This window comes from Cytobacillus sp. IB215316, assembly GCF_033963865.1.
Lineage (GTDB): Bacteria > Bacillota > Bacilli > Bacillales > SM2101 > Nanhaiella > Nanhaiella sioensis.
In genome coordinates, this window is the sequence record NZ_JAXBMC010000014.1 from 60,038 (window position 1) to 77,055 (window position 17,018).

At 32.8% G+C, this 17,018-nt stretch carries 15 protein-coding genes; 4 read left to right on the forward strand and 11 right to left on the reverse strand.

Annotation, left to right across the window (positions count from 1 at the left end; all coding sequences use genetic code 11):
- Positions 1-509 precede the first annotated feature (509 nt).
- The 4 genes from SLH48_RS18170 to SLH48_RS18185 form a co-directional block, all read right to left on the reverse strand.
- On the reverse strand, positions 510-1,061 hold the full coding sequence (locus SLH48_RS18170) for a dihydrofolate reductase family protein (RefSeq protein ID WP_320259304.1): 552 nt from the start codon (positions 1,059-1,061) through the stop codon (positions 510-512).
- Positions 1,062-1,739: 678 nt separating this feature from the next.
- Complete coding sequence (locus SLH48_RS18175; protein ID WP_320259305.1) at positions 1,740-2,279, reverse strand: GNAT family N-acetyltransferase; 540 nt, start codon at positions 2,277-2,279, stop codon at positions 1,740-1,742.
- Between the two features lie 293 nt (positions 2,280-2,572).
- Complete coding sequence (locus SLH48_RS18180) at positions 2,573-2,719, reverse strand: hypothetical protein (protein WP_320259306.1); 147 nt, start codon at positions 2,717-2,719, stop codon at positions 2,573-2,575.
- Positions 2,720-3,370: 651 nt separating this feature from the next.
- Entirely contained in the window at positions 3,371-3,610 is a 240-nt protein-coding gene (locus tag SLH48_RS18185; protein WP_320259307.1) for a hypothetical protein, read from the reverse strand.
- 482 nt (positions 3,611-4,092) lie between these two features.
- On the opposite strand from SLH48_RS18185, the gene SLH48_RS18190 reads away from it, so the two are divergent.
- Entirely contained in the window at positions 4,093-4,956 is an 864-nt protein-coding gene (locus SLH48_RS18190; RefSeq protein WP_320259308.1) for an MBL fold metallo-hydrolase, read from the forward strand.
- Positions 4,957-5,164: 208 nt separating this feature from the next.
- On the opposite strand, the gene SLH48_RS18195 is transcribed toward SLH48_RS18190, so the two are convergent.
- The 3 genes from SLH48_RS18195 to SLH48_RS18205 form a co-directional block, all read right to left on the reverse strand.
- Positions 5,165-6,340, reverse strand: a complete 1,176-nt coding sequence (locus SLH48_RS18195; protein ID WP_320259309.1) for a Kelch repeat-containing protein — start codon at positions 6,338-6,340, stop codon at positions 5,165-5,167.
- Positions 6,341-6,419: 79 nt separating this feature from the next.
- Positions 6,420-6,905, reverse strand: coding sequence for an SRPBCC domain-containing protein (locus SLH48_RS18200; protein WP_320259310.1), 486 nt, complete (start codon positions 6,903-6,905; stop codon positions 6,420-6,422).
- A 648-nt stretch (positions 6,906-7,553) separates the two neighbouring features.
- Positions 7,554-8,852, reverse strand: coding sequence for an amidohydrolase (locus SLH48_RS18205; RefSeq protein ID WP_320259311.1), 1,299 nt, complete (start codon positions 8,850-8,852; stop codon positions 7,554-7,556).
- Positions 8,853-9,319: 467 nt separating this feature from the next.
- Here SLH48_RS18205 and SLH48_RS18210 point away from each other — a divergent pair, with 467 nt between their 5' ends.
- Both SLH48_RS18210 and SLH48_RS18215 read left to right on the forward strand, forming a co-directional pair.
- On the forward strand, positions 9,320-9,847 hold the full coding sequence (locus SLH48_RS18210) for an N-acetyltransferase (RefSeq protein WP_320259312.1): 528 nt from the start codon (positions 9,320-9,322) through the stop codon (positions 9,845-9,847).
- Between the two features lie 443 nt (positions 9,848-10,290).
- Entirely contained in the window at positions 10,291-10,461 is a 171-nt protein-coding gene (locus SLH48_RS18215; protein WP_320259313.1) for a hypothetical protein, read from the forward strand.
- A 258-nt stretch (positions 10,462-10,719) separates the two neighbouring features.
- On the opposite strand, the gene SLH48_RS18220 is transcribed toward SLH48_RS18215, so the two are convergent.
- Both SLH48_RS18220 and SLH48_RS18225 read right to left on the reverse strand, forming a co-directional pair.
- Positions 10,720-12,444, reverse strand: coding sequence for an ABC transporter ATP-binding protein (locus SLH48_RS18220; protein ID WP_320259314.1), 1,725 nt, complete (start codon positions 12,442-12,444; stop codon positions 10,720-10,722).
- Positions 12,445-13,366: 922 nt separating this feature from the next.
- The gene (locus SLH48_RS18225; RefSeq protein ID WP_320259315.1) at positions 13,367-13,657 is read right to left on the reverse strand and encodes a hypothetical protein; all 291 of its coding nucleotides are present in this window, start codon (positions 13,655-13,657) and stop codon (positions 13,367-13,369) included.
- Positions 13,658-14,710: 1,053 nt separating this feature from the next.
- On the opposite strand from SLH48_RS18225, the gene SLH48_RS18230 reads away from it, so the two are divergent.
- Positions 14,711-15,100 (forward strand): hypothetical protein, encoded by a 390-nt coding sequence (locus tag SLH48_RS18230; protein ID WP_320259316.1) that lies wholly within the window; start codon positions 14,711-14,713, stop codon positions 15,098-15,100.
- 319 nt (positions 15,101-15,419) lie between these two features.
- Here SLH48_RS18230 and SLH48_RS18235 read toward each other — a convergent pair whose 3' ends face one another.
- Positions 15,420-15,656, reverse strand: coding sequence for a DUF3977 family protein (locus SLH48_RS18235; protein ID WP_320259317.1), 237 nt, complete (start codon positions 15,654-15,656; stop codon positions 15,420-15,422).
- Positions 15,657-16,198: 542 nt separating this feature from the next.
- Complete coding sequence (locus SLH48_RS18240) at positions 16,199-16,744, reverse strand: DUF6609 family protein (RefSeq protein ID WP_320259318.1); 546 nt, start codon at positions 16,742-16,744, stop codon at positions 16,199-16,201.
- Between the last annotated feature and the right edge of the window lie 274 nt (positions 16,745-17,018).

A 17,018-nucleotide genomic window follows, 5' to 3' on the forward strand; every position in this document is an offset into this window, starting at 1 on the left:
CAGCCTCTTTCTTAAGTTAAGTTGTTTATTGTGAATAAATTTTATGTCCTTCGATTAAATGGCTGGATTCAGACCTGTTCAAACAAAAACCGCAGGTATTGTTCACCTACGATTTTAATAATACTTTTGCTACATATGATAGATCTTATTACTTATAAGATCACATTTGTTCCATTTTTAGTCACCAGATACAAGACCAACAGCTTCACTCTGCCATAGTAGTAAATCGTTTATCATAAGAATACTGCCAGTCTGTTGTCAACATTCATTCCTATAGATACACTGTTTCCTTATGTGATCCATCAGCTTTTAATCAAACTCTAATAATTTTTTTGTTTCCATCTAAATGGATATCCATCATATACACTTGCTTAAGTTAATTGTTGTGCTAGGCAACCAACAGATCCAGAACATGTACCACAGCTAACATTATAATTATCCCGACTAGAATGTGTAAAATTGTTTAATCACTCTTATAGTGATTAAATGGTTACGATACAGTAAGTTTTTTAAGTATAAATAATATTGTAAGTAGGTTTAATAATTCCATTAGAATATTGTTTCATATCCACTAATTCTAATTTAAAACAAGGCTTAATGTTACCGAACAATGAAATTCCTTCGCCAACTATAATAGGATTAATCTTTAGTACTAATTGATCAATGAGTTGATGTTTAATCAACGATCCCGCTAATTCCCCACCTCCACATAGCCAAATTTTGCAGTTCTCTTGCTGCTTTAGATCCTTGATAAAGTCAATAGAATCTTCTTTGATAAGCTCGACTTCCTCATTGGATTCAAACTGCAAAGAGCTTGAAAAAATGTAATGTTTTATGCCCCTATAGCTAGGTTCACCCGGTTTATTTCCAAATTTAAATCCAAATTCATATGTTTTTCCACCCATCAATAATGATTCAAATTGTTGAATATCTGTTAGAAAATCAGGGACATGATCTCCTTCAAATAAAAACAGAGTTTCCTCAAGATTCCCCGTTAACATCCCTTGATCAGCAATAAAGTTATCTAATGACACTGCAACATGATAAATTACTTCAGCCATTTTGTCATACCCCCAAAAGCATAAATTTCCTTCTAGATCCACGACCATACTCTCTATTTCAGTTCATGTGGTTTCTAGAAAGCCTCAATGAGATGCTCATTTTCAAACTACGTAGAACACTTTTTACTGTCTTCTAAAAAATCTTATTCAACAACTTTGCTCTTAATAACAATTCTTTTAACCATTATCAGTTTAAACTATACAGTTATTTAACTATATCGCTCTAAAAATAAAAATGACGCATATCCTCAATTCAGATATGTGTCATTTGGAATTAATTTTAACTTGGCCATCAGTACAAAAAATCTTCTCATTAGGTATTGTGTTTTAAATATAAAAAAGGGTCTAGTTTTTCATCGTCCCATAAGCTTCCGGCTGACATACCTTTCTTTTTTTATATGCCCAATAGTTTATTGCACCACTCAATAAGAAAGCCCTACCAAAAATTAAAGACATATAATTTGGAAAGAACAAAAAAGAATATGAAGGGGAAAGTGGCTGCAATTGTAAAACAATAAGTAGCTACTTTATAATCATTTTAGGTGCTACTACCTGCTTGGGATGGATTTATTTCAATTATGTAAACCTATTATCCCAATAAACATAAATTCTCGTTTTCTAATTAACACCAATTAATGGTATTTAGAATTTAACGGACTATTTATCGTTTATGTGTCATTATTTTGTAATAAATATGTCTTCCTTGTTCAGATAAAAGTAGATTAGATTATCTTGTAATTTTGGTACTTTTATAAAGCCTAATTTATTCATCAATCGTTGTGATCTTTCATTCTGTTGTTCCACTGTAGCATCAATCACATCTAACTTCATATATTCAAATCCATATTTAATTATTTCCTGCAACACTTCAAACATTATCCCTTTTCCCCAATAATCACTAGATAAATCAAATCCAATCTCAGCAATAAGTATATTATGAGACTGTCTTAAATAATGAAACCCACAAGTTCCTACGAATTCATTATTACTCTTGGTATATATACCCCATCGACATCCAGAATCATCAATATGAAACTGAATTATTTCTTTAGCTTCTTTTAAATCCTTGCATGGTTCAATATCCATATATCTTGTAATATTTTCGTCTCTGAAATGTTTATAAACCTCTGCTGCGTCATCTAGAGTTAATAATTTTAAATATAAGTTTTTTGTTTCTAGTGGTGTAAATTCAAGGTTGCTTATTTTTGACATGGTCATTTTGTGCCTTTCTTTTAGTTTTCTTCAGAATTTCTCCAGTTGTTTTAATAACTCTCCTAATGAATTCTATTAATCAATATGCTATAACTATTAATGTTTTATACTAAGGTTATTCATCTTTCAAGCTCAAAAAATGAATAATAAGTTTATACGTATTTTTGTTAACAATATCGGCAATAAAGACCCTCAGACGATTGCCTACATATGTACAAAATTATTAATCCTTCAGCTTAAAGTGCTTCATTTTTTGTGTTTACAGGAAAAGAACCCTCTCATTGTTGTGAATCTTATAGCTATCGGATTATCTCAACATCAACAAAAACGGTTGACTCAGAACCCTCGGTACCTTTTCCAATATACGCTACTAACCCATTTGGTGTAAAGCGTTCACTAGTACCTTCTTGGACTGTTGTAAATACAGAATACGCTATTGAATCCATCACTGTTGCTGTATGTACATTTTGATAAGTTATATATGCTAATTTATATCTATTAGATGGTATTAGCTTATAGTAGAATTATATCAGTAGTAACTATTATTTTTGTATCTATTGCTGAAATATTATTTAAGGTTGTTGTTAAGTGTAATATTCAAACATCTGGCAAAATTGATAAGTTCATTCCTCCATTCTTCAAACTATTTGAAGCCAAACTTAGATAACAATATCATGACTACATCTTAAGGAGATCCTATTATTTTTTTGGCGTTGAATGTGCTTTTAGACAGATTGATGAGAATAGATATTAAGTGCTCTTTCAGTTAACGTAAAACAGAGAGAATGACGTTAGTATAAATATTAGCTCATGTTAATTCTTTTGATAACATTTTGCTAAACCTATGCAATCCGACTTGGAGGGTTGTAAGAAGACTAGTGCACACACTCATTTGATGGAAGTTAGAAAATGATCTGGGAGGATGTAAAGTTTCAATGAAGTAAATAAAAATAAGTAAAACCCTGATATTTTTCTTCCCTTAGGGTTTTACTTATTTTAATGATCCCGTAATCACAACTACAAGTGTTAAAGCTATGACCCAAAAAAGCCAACCTTTTAGCTCAGGCTTTTTAATATTGTTACTCAACTTTGTCACCTCATTTAGCAATTCTACCTTGGTTAGTGATTTTTTTTCTTCTATTAAGAGCTAATTGCATTATTGATAAATCTTGTTGGATTCTATCTAAAAGATACTCTGCTTTTCTTATTTCGTCGATTGATTTGTTACCTCTGTTATTTAGAGTTTCATCTACATATCCAAGAGCTTTTAAAAGTTCACCAGAAATTTTATCATACTGTTTAATATTCTTTATTTTAATTCCTCTCCCTTCTCTCACCTTATCCACTTTAGCCTTAAAATAGTAGTAAAACGCTACCAAAAAGTACCGTTTTACTAGGCAAAATATGCTATATATAAGTGCATAAAGGGGAAATTTGGTTACTATTATCATACCAAAATACTAAAAAGTGTGATTTTGTCTTGAGAGATGATTTAGGGAGATTAGTATGTAGTATTCTTTAAAATGCTATGCTTTTCTTACGTTTATATGAATATATTGATAATAATTGAAGGGTAAACCAGCGAGAAAGCTCCTTACATTAATTAGTCATCTACAGCATTTTTTTGTTAGAACGCTGACATAATGTTGTCAGTGTTTTTTTTATATAATAACTATTAAGCTAAGTATCCATTTGGAGGAAATAAGATAACTTTTTTGTAAAAATGGTGTTATTTGTTTCATCTAAGTATTAAAATAAAATGAATAGATTTCCAAATTATATACTTGGAAGTTTATCATTTTAAAAAAGGGGAAAGAACATGCTTAAAAAACTAACAGAGAGAATTTATTACATGCCTCATAATAATGACACTGACAGACCTATATTAGGACTTGTATGCGGTGATAAATACAGTTTAATTGTTGATTCAGGAAATTCTCCACAACATGCTAAAGAGTTTTTAGCCGAAGTAAAATCTTTGAATATTCCACCAGTCAAATATTTAGTAATCACTCACTGGCATTTCGATCACGTATTCGGTATAAAAGAGATGAATTTAACAACTATAGGTCATGAAAATACGAAAATAAAACTAGAAGAAATGAGAAATATGAAGTGGGATGATGCTTCTTTAGAAGTATACCTTCAGAATGGTATCTTAAATGAATTTGAGATTAGTTGTATAAAGAAAGAAATTCCAGAAAGGGATAGCTTCCTTATAGGAGACTTGGATATAACATATAAAGGAAGCATGGCAATAGATTTAGGTGGCATTAATTGCATCATAAACGATGTTGGAGGAGATCATACTCTGGAATCAACAGTTATTTATATTCCTGAGGAAAAAGTAATTTTCTTAGGGGACTGTGTCTATAACGGAAGGTATAACGGTGATTATGTTTTTACAAAAGAAAAATTATTTCCAATGATAGATAAAATTGAGAAAAATGATATCGAATACTATTTTTGTTCTCATGAAAGTATTTGTGATAAAGAAGAAATGGACGGGTTTTGGCATCAATTAAAATCCACTGGAAATATAGTAGAAAAGGGTACTTCGGTTGAAGAAGCAAAAAGGAAATTTACCGCTACATATAAAAGACCACCTTCTGAAGCTGAATCCTTTTTTATAGGTGGCTATGTTAATGGGAATAAAGCAATGAAAGAAAAAGCACATCACTAAATTTGTCTATAGCTGCTAAGGAGCTCTCTTTGCCCATTAGCAGCTCTCTATTTATATCTATTACACTTTCAATTAAGTATATTTTATGTTAATTGTTGGCTCTTCCTGATAAATGATGTTATAACATCATACTTTTGTATCTATAAAACTTTACTATCTAGTTTATATGTGCCACTTGATGTTGTGAGTCGTTACACAATTTAGTTTTTCAGCACCTGTGTATAAGAGTTAGTAGTGAGCCTCCTGAATTTGCTAATAGTTTGGTAGGGTTTGTTTTGACTGGTTCATAAGCTAGTGTATAAGCTTCTACTAAATTAACATATGAATTAACACCATTTGTTCCGCCTATAGTATAGATTTTCCCGTCTGTTGCTACAACTTCAAATGCATATCTATTTGTTGGCATACTCGTTTTTGTTTCCCACCTGTTTGTTTTCGGATCATATTCTTCAACAGTATCTAAATATTCACCGACATTATTAAAGCCTCCAATAACATATATTTTCCCATTTGATTTTACAACTTCAAATGCGTATCTATTTGTTGGCATACTTGTTTTTGTTACCCACGTGTTCGTTTCCGGATTATATTCTTCAACGGTATCTAAATATTCACCATTATTATTATAGCCTCCAATAGCATATATTTTCCCATTTACTGTTACAACTTCTAATCCATATCTATTTGTTGGCATACTCGTTTTTGTTTCCCACGTGTCTATTTCTGGATCATATTCTTCAACAGTATCTAAAAATTTTGCGATAATATTATTATATCGATAGCCTCCAATAGCATATATTTTCCCATTTACTGTTACTACTTCAAATGCGTATCTATTTGTTGGCATACTCGTTTTTGTTTCCCACATGGCTGTTTCCGGATCATATACTTCAACAGTATCTAAATATTCACCGGTATTATTAAAGCCTCCAATAGCATATATTTTCTCATTTACTGTTGCAGCTTCATATGCGTATCTATTTGTTGGCATGCTCGCTCGCGTTTCCCACGTATTTGTTTCCGGATCATATTCTTCAACAGTATTTAAATCCCCAATAGAATTAAAGCCTCCAATAGCATATATTTTCCTCTTTACTGTCGCAACCTCAAATGCGTATCTATTTGTTGGCATACTCGCTCGCATTTCCCACGTGTTTGTTTCCGGATCATATTCTTCAACAGTATCTAAGTCCCCGTTAGCATTCGAACCTCCAATAGCATATATTTTCCCATTTACTATTTCAACCCCTAAATTTATTCGTTCAGTAGGCATTGTAGAAACTTTGTCCCAGCTACCTTCAGCAAAGCTAGGTAACAATGATACTGATAACAACATTGTTATTGCTATGATTAATGACATAAATAGTTTCTTAGTTAATTTCATGTTTATAAATTCCTCTCAAATAATATATTTTTTATATCACTTGATTTTCCAATGTAATATTTTACTATATGTAATCTGTTTATTCTGGTTGACAACAAAGCTCGCCTTTCCCTTTCTCTAATGCAGATTTAAGGCTTCCGAGGACATCTTGCCATGCTTTCTCATGCCATTTATATGCTTCTTCCCAAAATTCTCCGTACCCCCATCCATAATGTTCAACTAAAATGTTAGTTTTCTCTTCTTCTTTTTCAAAAAGTATATTTACAAGTGTGAGATCATCTTGATTGTTCATAATGGAGGCAAATTGATCAGGACCTTTCCAAGTGAATTCTAACTGTTGTTTAGGTACAAATCTCTTTATTTTACAGCCTTTTGTATTCATACATTCAATATCCCTAGATTCAAAATATAACTCAAATGCTCCACCTTTTTTCAGTTCAATTACAGCTTTTGGTGCAAACCATTTAGACACTCTATCAGAAATCGTCCATGCGTGCCAAACAAGATCTACTGGAGAATTAATAGTAATATTTTTAAATAGTGAACTATTTACTGAAGGTGTCAAAAAAATCCTCTCCTTATAATGAATATTTATATTAGTGATATGATTAATTGTTGAAAGTTATCGATAACCGTGAAATATCAAGTATAGTGTGCTAATTTTAGGTTTGGTAGAAAAATATCATTGATATTGATCAAAAAATAGATTTAAGACAGTACATGTATGATGCCAAACTTAGTAAATATTCATTGTTTTGGATCCTATATTGTTTATCATAAGGAGGTTTTATATTTTAAACATGTAGCTTAAGTCATTTCTGGTGGTGACTTAAGTAACAAATTTAAACCGCTATCGAAATTGGGACATGGGAGACAACCGAATAATCTAGGAAATTAAAGATTATTAATTGAATCACTTGCGGTTAGCTTCAGGAGAATACGGAATACAACGTTAATAAACAATACATACTAAAAAGCCCGACCTCTCAGTATGATAATTGAGAAATTAGGCTTTTTCTAAACATGATTGTATCAGTGTTATTCCTGACAAAATTATTTCTATTAACTAAACACTTTTATGGAGATTTTAAAAATATCAAAAGGCAACTTACTTTTCATACATATTTTAGTACTTCACATAAAGTGCTCAGAAGGCGGTGATATGCTGAAAACGACTTTTGTAGTAGTCCTACACCTATAATAATTTTGTTTTTCAAACATCTCTAGATCCCCCATTTAAAATACAAATATATGCCTCAGTCGCAGCTAATAAAGTTTCTTCCTGGAAATTAAATCGAGGGTGATGATGAGGATAATCAAGTTCAGTGCCAAAGAGCATATATGTAGCTTTTCCCCCATGCTCTTGTACTCGATTCATCATGAAGCTGACATCTTCTGAGCCAGACACTGACACTACTGGCAATACTTCTTTAATAAACTCACTTGACGAACACCAATCAGTTATTGTTGGTATGAGTGCATCATCACAAACAACTACTTCTGTAACGCCTACTTCCTCAATCGTGTAGGAAACATCATGCATATGTGCTGCCGCTTGAATAATCTGTGTAGCTTTCTCAGCCATATAAACTGCAATCTGAGCCGTTTCTCCCCGTACTTCTATTTCCATATAGCTGTCCTCTGGGATAATGTTCCGCCCGCTTCCAGCAGTCATTCTCCCTACATTCACGCGGGTTATACCATCATGGTGGCGCGGGATTCCATACAGATGATTAGCAGCAGTTGTTGCAGCTAATAACGCATTTTTTCCAAGCTCTGGATTCATGCCAGCATGAGAGGAAACTCCTTTAAAATAGACATTGAATTTGGTTGAAGCAAGAAAACCTTGTGTTGTTGCTGCAATCGTGCCAACGGGTAATGATTGAATGCCTATGTGTCCGGAATAAAAATAATCGACATCATCGAGCCACCCTTTAGCAGTCATTGCTCTAGCCCCTCTCCCTCCTTCTTCAGCTGGCTGGAATAGAAGAGTAAATCTACCTTTTAGCTCGTCATTATGAGATGAAATATACTTTGCCACCCCCAGTCCAATAGCTGCATGCCCGTCATGACCACAAGCGTGCATAACGTTTTCTTCATTAGAAACAAATTTATTCTTTGAAGGCAGATGCGTTAAATCGGTGGATTCGTTTATCGGTAATGCGTCTATATCAAATCGAAATCCAATATGCTCACCCTTTTTACCTGAGTCCCATGTCGCAACAAGTCCTGTATTGCCTCCCCGCATTTTATCTAGCCACGACTCTTCTACACCCCAGTCTAAAGCCTTTTTCTCATGTGACTCAAGATCAGCGATGGAAGGCACCCCCATACGTGAGCCTTCTAGGAGTACTTCTTTGCCAATATAAAGGTTAAACCCCATCTTCTCTAGCTCTTTTCCTAGTCTGTATGTAGTGATGTATTCCATAAATCCCAATTCAGGTAAAGCGTGCAAACTACGCCGCCATTCGATCAATGTCGGGGTAATATTCTTTAGAAATGTACTGGACATAAAACCACTCCTCAGTTATTTTTCTTTCTAAATACTAACTCTTATCCATTATTGGTATTCTTCATTAAGAATACTATTGATTAAATATTATCTTATTCTCCTAATCTCCTAAATTTATATGCTAAATTTTATCTTACCATAGAGGATTATTAAGCTAACATGGTTACGCTAATTACAAATTTCATTTCTAATATTTTCTTCGACCTTCAGCAATCTCTTATTTAATGTAGAAAGGCGTCATTTTTCGGAATAATATTTTTTTAACAATATGATATAAATACACTGAAGCTAGACAGGTACAACATCACATTGTAAGATGGGTACATACTAAAAATTGGAGGTTTTTGTTTGCTAAACTTATGTTTGAGCAGGGTATGTAAACGTTCTTAGTGACTTCGTTCATTGAGAAAGTGCCATTTATAGAATAATAGAGAAGATATAATTCACTAAAAAAGAGGAGACTATAAATGGATATCGTTATTAAAGAAGAAATTTCAAAAGAATATAATATGACAGAAGAAATTGTTAAAAGAGCATTTTTAAATGTAGGTGATAAGAAAGAACACATTCTTGTAAATCGCATAAGAAAATCAAATGCATTTATTCCTGAACTTTCATTAGTTGCAAAAGATCAAAACAATGACATTGTAGGTCATATTCTGTTATCTAAAATAACAATTGGAGATGGTGATAACACTGCCGATTCTTTGGCACTAGCTCCACTTTGTGTTGTTCCGGAATATCAGAATAAAGGCATTGGGAGCCAATTAATTCATGCTGCACTAAAAAACGCAAAAGAGCTTGGCTACGGTTCAGTAATTGTTTTAGGACATAAAGACTATTATCCAAAGTTTGGATTTAAACCAGCTAGTTTATGGAATATCAAAGCTCCATTTGAAGTACCTGATGAAGTGTATATGGCTCTGGAAATAACAGAGAACTCTCTTGAAAATGTACAAGGTATCGTTTATTATTCAAGTGCGTTTTCGGATTAATATCTAGGTGTGATTGCAATAAAAAAGGTTGCCTTGAAAATGTTTTAAAACATTTTCTAAGCCAGCCTATTTTTAATTCATATATACTCTACTTATATAGGTTCACGCCTTTATAATTTGAGATCAATCATTCATTTTTTTCGTTGATCTACTTTAGGGAGCTAGAAAAGTAATTCTCAATACCCAAGTATTAATGTTTAGAGAGATTAGAAATTTTTACTCCCTTCAAGCACCATATTGCTGAATAACATTTTCAGCTTGACTGTTAGTAAGGTGAACTTATGGTGAGCAACTAATTCTACTGAGTAAATATATTGCTATCTAATAACTGTTTTGTCAAAAATAAAATAATAAAAATTTAAAATATTCACAATATTATTGGAGGATTTATAATATATACAAAGAATACCTGTAATATGACAATTACAGGAGGTGTAACTTTTTTGAAACTCAAGAAACTATTATTCAGTACAGCGTTAACTTTAACTATAGTAGGTTCAGGTGTTTCTGGTGCAAGTGCTGATCCGATAACTATTGATCCTGGGCCTGGTGGTGGTGGTACTAGTGATCCACCACCAATTTGCACAAGTAATGGCACATGTATCCAGCCATAAAATTACCTAAGATTAAAAGCATGTCATTTAATATGATGACATGCTTTTATTCATCTTTTTTCTATTATATACCTCAATGTTTGTATCTTCTGGCTGATATTGCCCATATTTTTTGGTGAATAACAATCTATGGTGTCCATTCGTCAAAAACTAATAGACTTCTTAATCATTGTGATGCGTAAATGACTTATTCAACCTATCACACGATACAAGTAAAGCCATGCGCTACAAATGCAGCTCGCTTGGATTTTGCTTTTTTTATAGAATGGTTGCATGTTGATGGGCATGGAGCCTTGTGAAGATTCCATTCTCCCTAGATAAAAGTTCTTCGTGAGTACCATCCTCAGCTATTCCGTTTTCTGTGACGACTAAAATTCGGTCTGCTTTACGAATAGTAGCTAAACGGTGAGCAATGACTAAAGAAGTACGGTCTTTGGTCAATTCATTTAAGGCTTCTTGAATGATCGCTTCTGTTTCTGTGTCTAGAGCAGAAGTAGCTTCATCGAGAATTAGTATTCTTGGATTCTTAAGGAACATACGGGCGATGGACAAGCGCTGCTTTTGACCTCCAGATAGCTTTAAACCCCTCTCCCCGATTTGGGTATCATAGCCATTCGGAAGTGAGGCGATAAGATCTGTCAAATGAGCACGTCTTGATGCCTCTTCGATCTCCTCTTGGGTAGCTGATAGCTTTCCGTAAGCAATATTTTCACGAAGTGTACCCGTAAATAAGAACACATCCTGTTGTACTATTCCAATTTGTGAACGAAGAGATTCCTTCGTCATATCTCTTATATCAATGCCGTCAATAGTAATGGCTCCTTGTTCAATATCATAGAAACGAGGAATTAAGGAGCATATCGTTGTTTTTCCTGCCCCAGAAGGACCTACAAACGCTACGGTCTGTCCTGCTTGAATGGTAAAGGATAAGTCTATTAGAATTGGACGATTCGTCTCATATCCAAACGTCACCTCGTCAAAGGTGATATCCCCTTGTAATGTTGAAACATCTATTGCATTAGGACGATCTTCGATATCCGGTTCCCTATCCATAAGCTCTGTAAATCGTTTGAAGCCCGCCATTCCTTTTGGATATAGTTCAAGGAGAGCAGAGATTTTGTCAATTGGTTTGAATAATATATTAATATAAAGAATAAAAGCAACGAGCTCTCCATAAGATAGGGAGCCTGAAAAACTTAACCATGCACCATAAACTAGAACGAGAAGCGTCATTAGCCGTGTGGAAATATAGATTCCTGAAAGGTTCACACTCATGGTGTTGTATGCTTTTAGCTTAGATTTACGAAAGAATTGATTGTCTTTATTGAATCGTTCAATTTCGTAGTACTCATTTGTAAATGATTGAACAACTCTAGATCCTGAAACACTGTCCTCTACTCTGCTGTTCACCTCTGCGATATTACCATACATTTTTGTCCAAGCAGCATTCATTTTAATATTCGAATAGGAAATGAGCCAAACTAAAAATGGCACAATCAAAATTGCAACTAACGCAAGCTTTACATTAATAGTAAGCATAATCCAAAATGCTCCAATAAACGTCATAATAGCGATAAATAAGTCTTCAGGTCCATGGTGAGCAAGCTCACCAATGTCCATTAAATCATTTGTGACTCTACTCATAATATGTCCAGTTTTCGTATTATCGAAGAAACGGAAGGATTGTTTTTGAACATGGTGAAACAATTCTCGTCTCATGTCAGTTTCAATATTAATTCCAAGCTTATGCCCCCAATAGTTCACTACAAATTGCATGCCCGAACTAAGTAAATAGAGGACAAGAAGACCTATGGAGACAGCTATAATGGTACTCCAATTTCCTTCAGGTAATAGGGAATCAATAAACCATGATACTGCGAGAGGAAAGCCGAGTTCCAAAAGTCCAACCAACACAGCACAAACGAAGTCTAGATAGAACAGCTTCCGGTGAGGTCGGTAATAGCTGAAAAATCGTTTAATCATTTAATAGTCACCTCAGCATTCTAGTATTAAATTTCAATCTTTCATTGTATCTATAAAAAAGTTTGATAAAATAATTTAATAAATTGTTGTTTTATCTAAACTCAAATTAATACCGGATGAATTGGCTCTCCGCCTTATGTAAAAAAACGTTTGCTATTTACAAATCCTATATATTAGAACATCATAAAGGATGCAAAGTATCATTTAATTAACCAAAACGTCCATTGCGGTTACTTAAATTTCCTGGTTACAATAATATTGCTCAAAAAATAAAGAAAGACGCTTTCAGTATTATAACTTAACAGCACCATTTTGTGGAATATTTCTTTTCTTATTTCATCTCATCAATGGATATACTCTTCATATGATAAAGGACTTCACCTACATAACCAAATGTTTTTAAAAGTTTACCAGAAATTCTATCTTGATTTTTAATATGCTTATTTTAATTCCTATAGCTTCTCACACTATAGTCTAAAAAAGCAGTAAAACGCTACAATAAAGTAGCGTTTTACTTTGGAAAACAAAATATATAAAAGTGCATAAAGGGGAAATTTGGTTATTATTATCATACCAAATAACTAAATATTGTAATTTTGGCTTAAAAGGCTATTTAGCAAGATTGGCTAGTGGTTTTGTTTAAGTTGCTTTAAACTTCTTTCATTTATATAAACATATTGATATTTGTAATACTGAAATTCAAGTAAAATATATATTTCAAGAATCAATTTTCAGAACACTGTTCATACTTTAGATATACTAACCTCAAAACCTTCAGTTGAAATAAGATAAGTACTTATTTTTCAGCGAAGCTCTATACAGAAACCCAATATCCGTATTGTATTTTCATCTAACACCACAACAGATATACTACATGATATCTGTTGTGGTTTTCTTTAAAACTAAATGTTTTCAATATTGTTTATTTCAATGCCCCAGTAGTGATTGCTTCTATATTACACAGTGTGATGGAGAGTGGTGCATTTACAGTTATCTCAGTCCCTTGCAATACAAAGTTTGAAATCGTCCAATCATCCTCAAATTCATATATACTCCCACTAATTCCTCTTACGCAAACTTCTTGACCTAGATATTGAGTATAGTTAGAATTTGCTCCGATAGTACAACAATCACAAGTGGTAATTTGCTTTACTTCTTCTTTGACTATAGACTTACAACCACAAGGTGATGTTGATACCTTATAATTTGCCATTAGATCACCCCCATTATGATTATTACTTCATGTTATGCTTCACTGCAATTTGATGCATGGGGTAATGCGTATATATCCCAATAGGTCTACACACATTTTCCATTTTCTAGTCAACAATACAAAAAATCAAAATTATATTGCATACTCTATTCCTATAAGTTGATACCTTATATCTTGCCATTAGGCACCTCTCGAAAACTTCGAGAGGGTACATAATTCTTAAATCTAGATTTGTATGTATTACCTAGTACGTACAGAGATAATTTGCATAGCATAATGTACGGCCAACTACACTCATATAAACCTCCCTAAGCATGCCTCCTTTACTGATCGGCACAGGGAGGTTACATATTTTAAGGAGATGTAACATATATAAATTAGATTGTTTGGGTGCATAGTTTCATACAGTGGAGTAGGTCAATTTTGGCAGATACATACCCTCTCACCCTCCGTGTCCAACGGCCTACGGTAGATAGGATCTTATAGTTAATCACCTCACTTCTTAATATGTTTCATAAGATTTTCTGATTATAGAGCTTTTATTAGAAGTTATTATAAAATAATGAATACATAATCTTTCAATAAAGGAGTATATTAAATGCCCGTTGCATATGTAATTTGATTCTCTTAATGTGAAGGTCTTATGTTTTAACTCCTCAATTTCTACTAAATACCCATTTTGATTACTATAATTTCTTGTTTTATACAATATTGTTCAAAACATAATGAAAGACACTTTTCATTATCATTTCTGAAATGGTGCACCCCTATAAAGTATCACTATCTACAGGTTCTAACATATCCTCGCTTTTCTTGGTTAGTTAGTTTATCCCATTTCTTTTGAGATTCCAACTTGTCACCTCAGTATCACATATGTTTTCTAGTAAAAAGAAGCAAAAATAATGTTGACTATAGACCTCACACAATTTCACATAGAAAATACACGAGAACTACATGCTAAAGTAGTATAAATAACCATGTAAGAAAAACTATTTTAAAGGAGTGTTTCAAATTAAGAACTTATTATCTTTAACATTAGCAGGTGGAGTATTGGTGAGTGGATTAATTGGAGTCTCAGCGACTGGTGCACAGACAACACAAGATTTAGACGAAAGACTAGAGCCATATGCGACGGAATTTGAAAATGGTACAATGGGATTTGATCTATCTGAAATTCCACAAGATTTACTTGATGATTTAAATGACAGTAACCTTTCAAGTGGTAATTACGAACTGCATGCTATTGAGACTATTGACGAGGAAACAGGTTCTAGCTTGTCAGTTGAGGAATTTTCTCAAGAATTCTTCACTATTGAGATAGATGAAGAAACAGGTGAAGTAATCGGTTCTAGTTTGTCTGATGAAGAACTAGCTAAGTTTTTAGAGGAACGGGAAAATGCTGGACCAGTTGAAGTTGAAGAGATTGACTTAGGCTCTGAATAGAAAACATGACTGAAAACACCGATTTCTAAAGTGAAGTCGGTGTTTCTGATCTTAACCACATTGTCCATTGAGTTTACTATAAACCTGTACTCTTTTTTTGTTTAAACATTCTCCAATCACACACAATCATATATAAAGTACCCATTAAATTTAGGATGTTATTTATTTTGTCAGCTGCTTTGATTGAGGTCAAAACTCATAGCATTATATTCTAATTGGAAACTCGATTTGAAGGAACAAGTAGTTTAGCTATAACCCTAGGTAGTGAATTTTATTTTACATATAATCAAGACTTACCTTGGTTTTACTAACATATGATTTAAAGGCTAACGATTCCAAAGATAATTTTCAACTCATTTCGATTCTTTTTCGTCTTTTTAAAACCTTGTTTTGTATCAATTATATATACTGTCTTCCTTACCCAGATCCGTATATATACAGAGTTGAATTGTATAGGTCCTACTATGCCTTTCTCCTCATACTCAGTACCATCACTTAATTCAGTTTCTGTCCTAATTAGCCACTTGTTTCCTATTCCAAATTCTATATACTTCAAAAGAAACTCTCCTACCCTTTTGTTTAATTAATAATCCTAATGTAATAGCAAAATCGATAAAACAATTAACCCTACTAAAATTGATCATATTATTGTATGACGGAATGTTTCTCTATCATTTTTTATCACTTTTACTAAATCAACACAAACAATAAAAAATAGAATAGGCAGAAATAAAAACAAATTCTAATAATTTTTCATCTATAACCACATTTCTCCTCCATTTAATGTTTAGAGTAGTTAACTTTAGTGTCTTGTTACCACAACTATATTTATCTTCATCGCATATTTTTGGATCTTGTATCGCATCTTCTTTTCATTAATCACTTCTCTGACCTTAATAGGAGAAGTAGTTTTCTCTCGTGAAAATTGTCCCTCATCAAAATATAAAGTATTAGTTACTAAATTAATTTTTTTAGATTATGAATAGAGATAATTTCCACCTCGGTTTCTTTATCAAAAAAAATGTTTGCTGAACGCTACTAATTGCTAAAGATCAACCTAATTAATTTGTTACTTTCTAAATACCAGTCTTGAACCTTCTATTGTCCCATTGGAACTTCAGTGCTAACAGGCCTCATATTGATTAGTTTCACACCAATAATAAATTTTAAAAGTCCATCAATAATGGCAAATACGAGAAATGGCACATCTATAATTAATAAACCTAGAATTCCGTTTAAAATTGTGAAGCTACCTAGAAGAATCATTATTTTACCTTGCGAGAAGTAAAAACCGAAAAAGTGAATGCCTACTGCAATAAATATACTTAACCAAAACAACCTTAAATTATCGAAGCCGATGATAAACCCACAGGCTGTACACAATAGTACATTTAACAGAGTGAATAAATTATCCATCTTATTCTGAAACTTTGTATTTTCACCATATGCCAATTTTCTATTAACAAATGGTAAACCAAGAATAGCTATAAAGCCAACTAAGTAACCTAATCCTAAAATGAAAGGTTGTATTAATAAATCTCCCCCAACAAGAGCTGAAAAAATAATTATGATGCCGACGTAGATTAACCACACTCCACCAGTTCTTTGTGTAGGGTACTTCGAAATCTCACCTTTATTTCCCACAATACCCCTCCTAAAATATTCTGAATTTTGATAAATAACATACTTCATAGTAAAATAGTCATTTGTAAATACCTTGTAACCATTCCCTCTCCTATTGATAAATTTTAATACCCTGTTCTTACTTATTAATTATGTTCATTCATTGACCAACAGTTATCAGAATGATCACTAAACTTGTACTAGCTTTAAATGTTATCCTAAAAACAAACAGATGCTATAGACGTAAGTTGTAAGTATGCTTTAAGAATTTAATCTCCTCAAATAATAATTTCTA

Bases quoted from the DNA above. Each gene is read 5' to 3' on its own strand.
- SLH48_RS18170 (WP_320259304.1), bottom strand. From the start codon at position 1,061: ATGGCTGAAGTAATTTATCATGTTGCAGTGTCATTAGATAACTTTATT.
- SLH48_RS18220 (WP_320259314.1), bottom strand. From the start codon at position 12,444: ATGATTAAACGATTTTTCAGCTATTACCGACCTCACCGGAAGCTGTTC.
- SLH48_RS18205 (WP_320259311.1), bottom strand. From the start codon at position 8,852: ATGTCCAGTACATTTCTAAAGAATATTACCCCGACATTGATCGAATGG.
- SLH48_RS18225 (WP_320259315.1), bottom strand. From the start codon at position 13,657: ATGGCAAATTATAAGGTATCAACATCACCTTGTGGTTGTAAGTCTATA.
- SLH48_RS18210 (WP_320259312.1), top strand. From the start codon at position 9,320: ATGGATATCGTTATTAAAGAAGAAATTTCAAAAGAATATAATATGACA.
- SLH48_RS18195 (WP_320259309.1), bottom strand. From the start codon at position 6,340: ATGAAATTAACTAAGAAACTATTTATGTCATTAATCATAGCAATAACA.
- SLH48_RS18175 (WP_320259305.1), bottom strand. From the start codon at position 2,279: ATGACCATGTCAAAAATAAGCAACCTTGAATTTACACCACTAGAAACA.
- SLH48_RS18190 (WP_320259308.1), top strand. From the start codon at position 4,093: ATGCTTAAAAAACTAACAGAGAGAATTTATTACATGCCTCATAATAAT.
- SLH48_RS18180 (WP_320259306.1), bottom strand. From the start codon at position 2,719: ATGGATTCAATAGCGTATTCTGTATTTACAACAGTCCAAGAAGGTACT.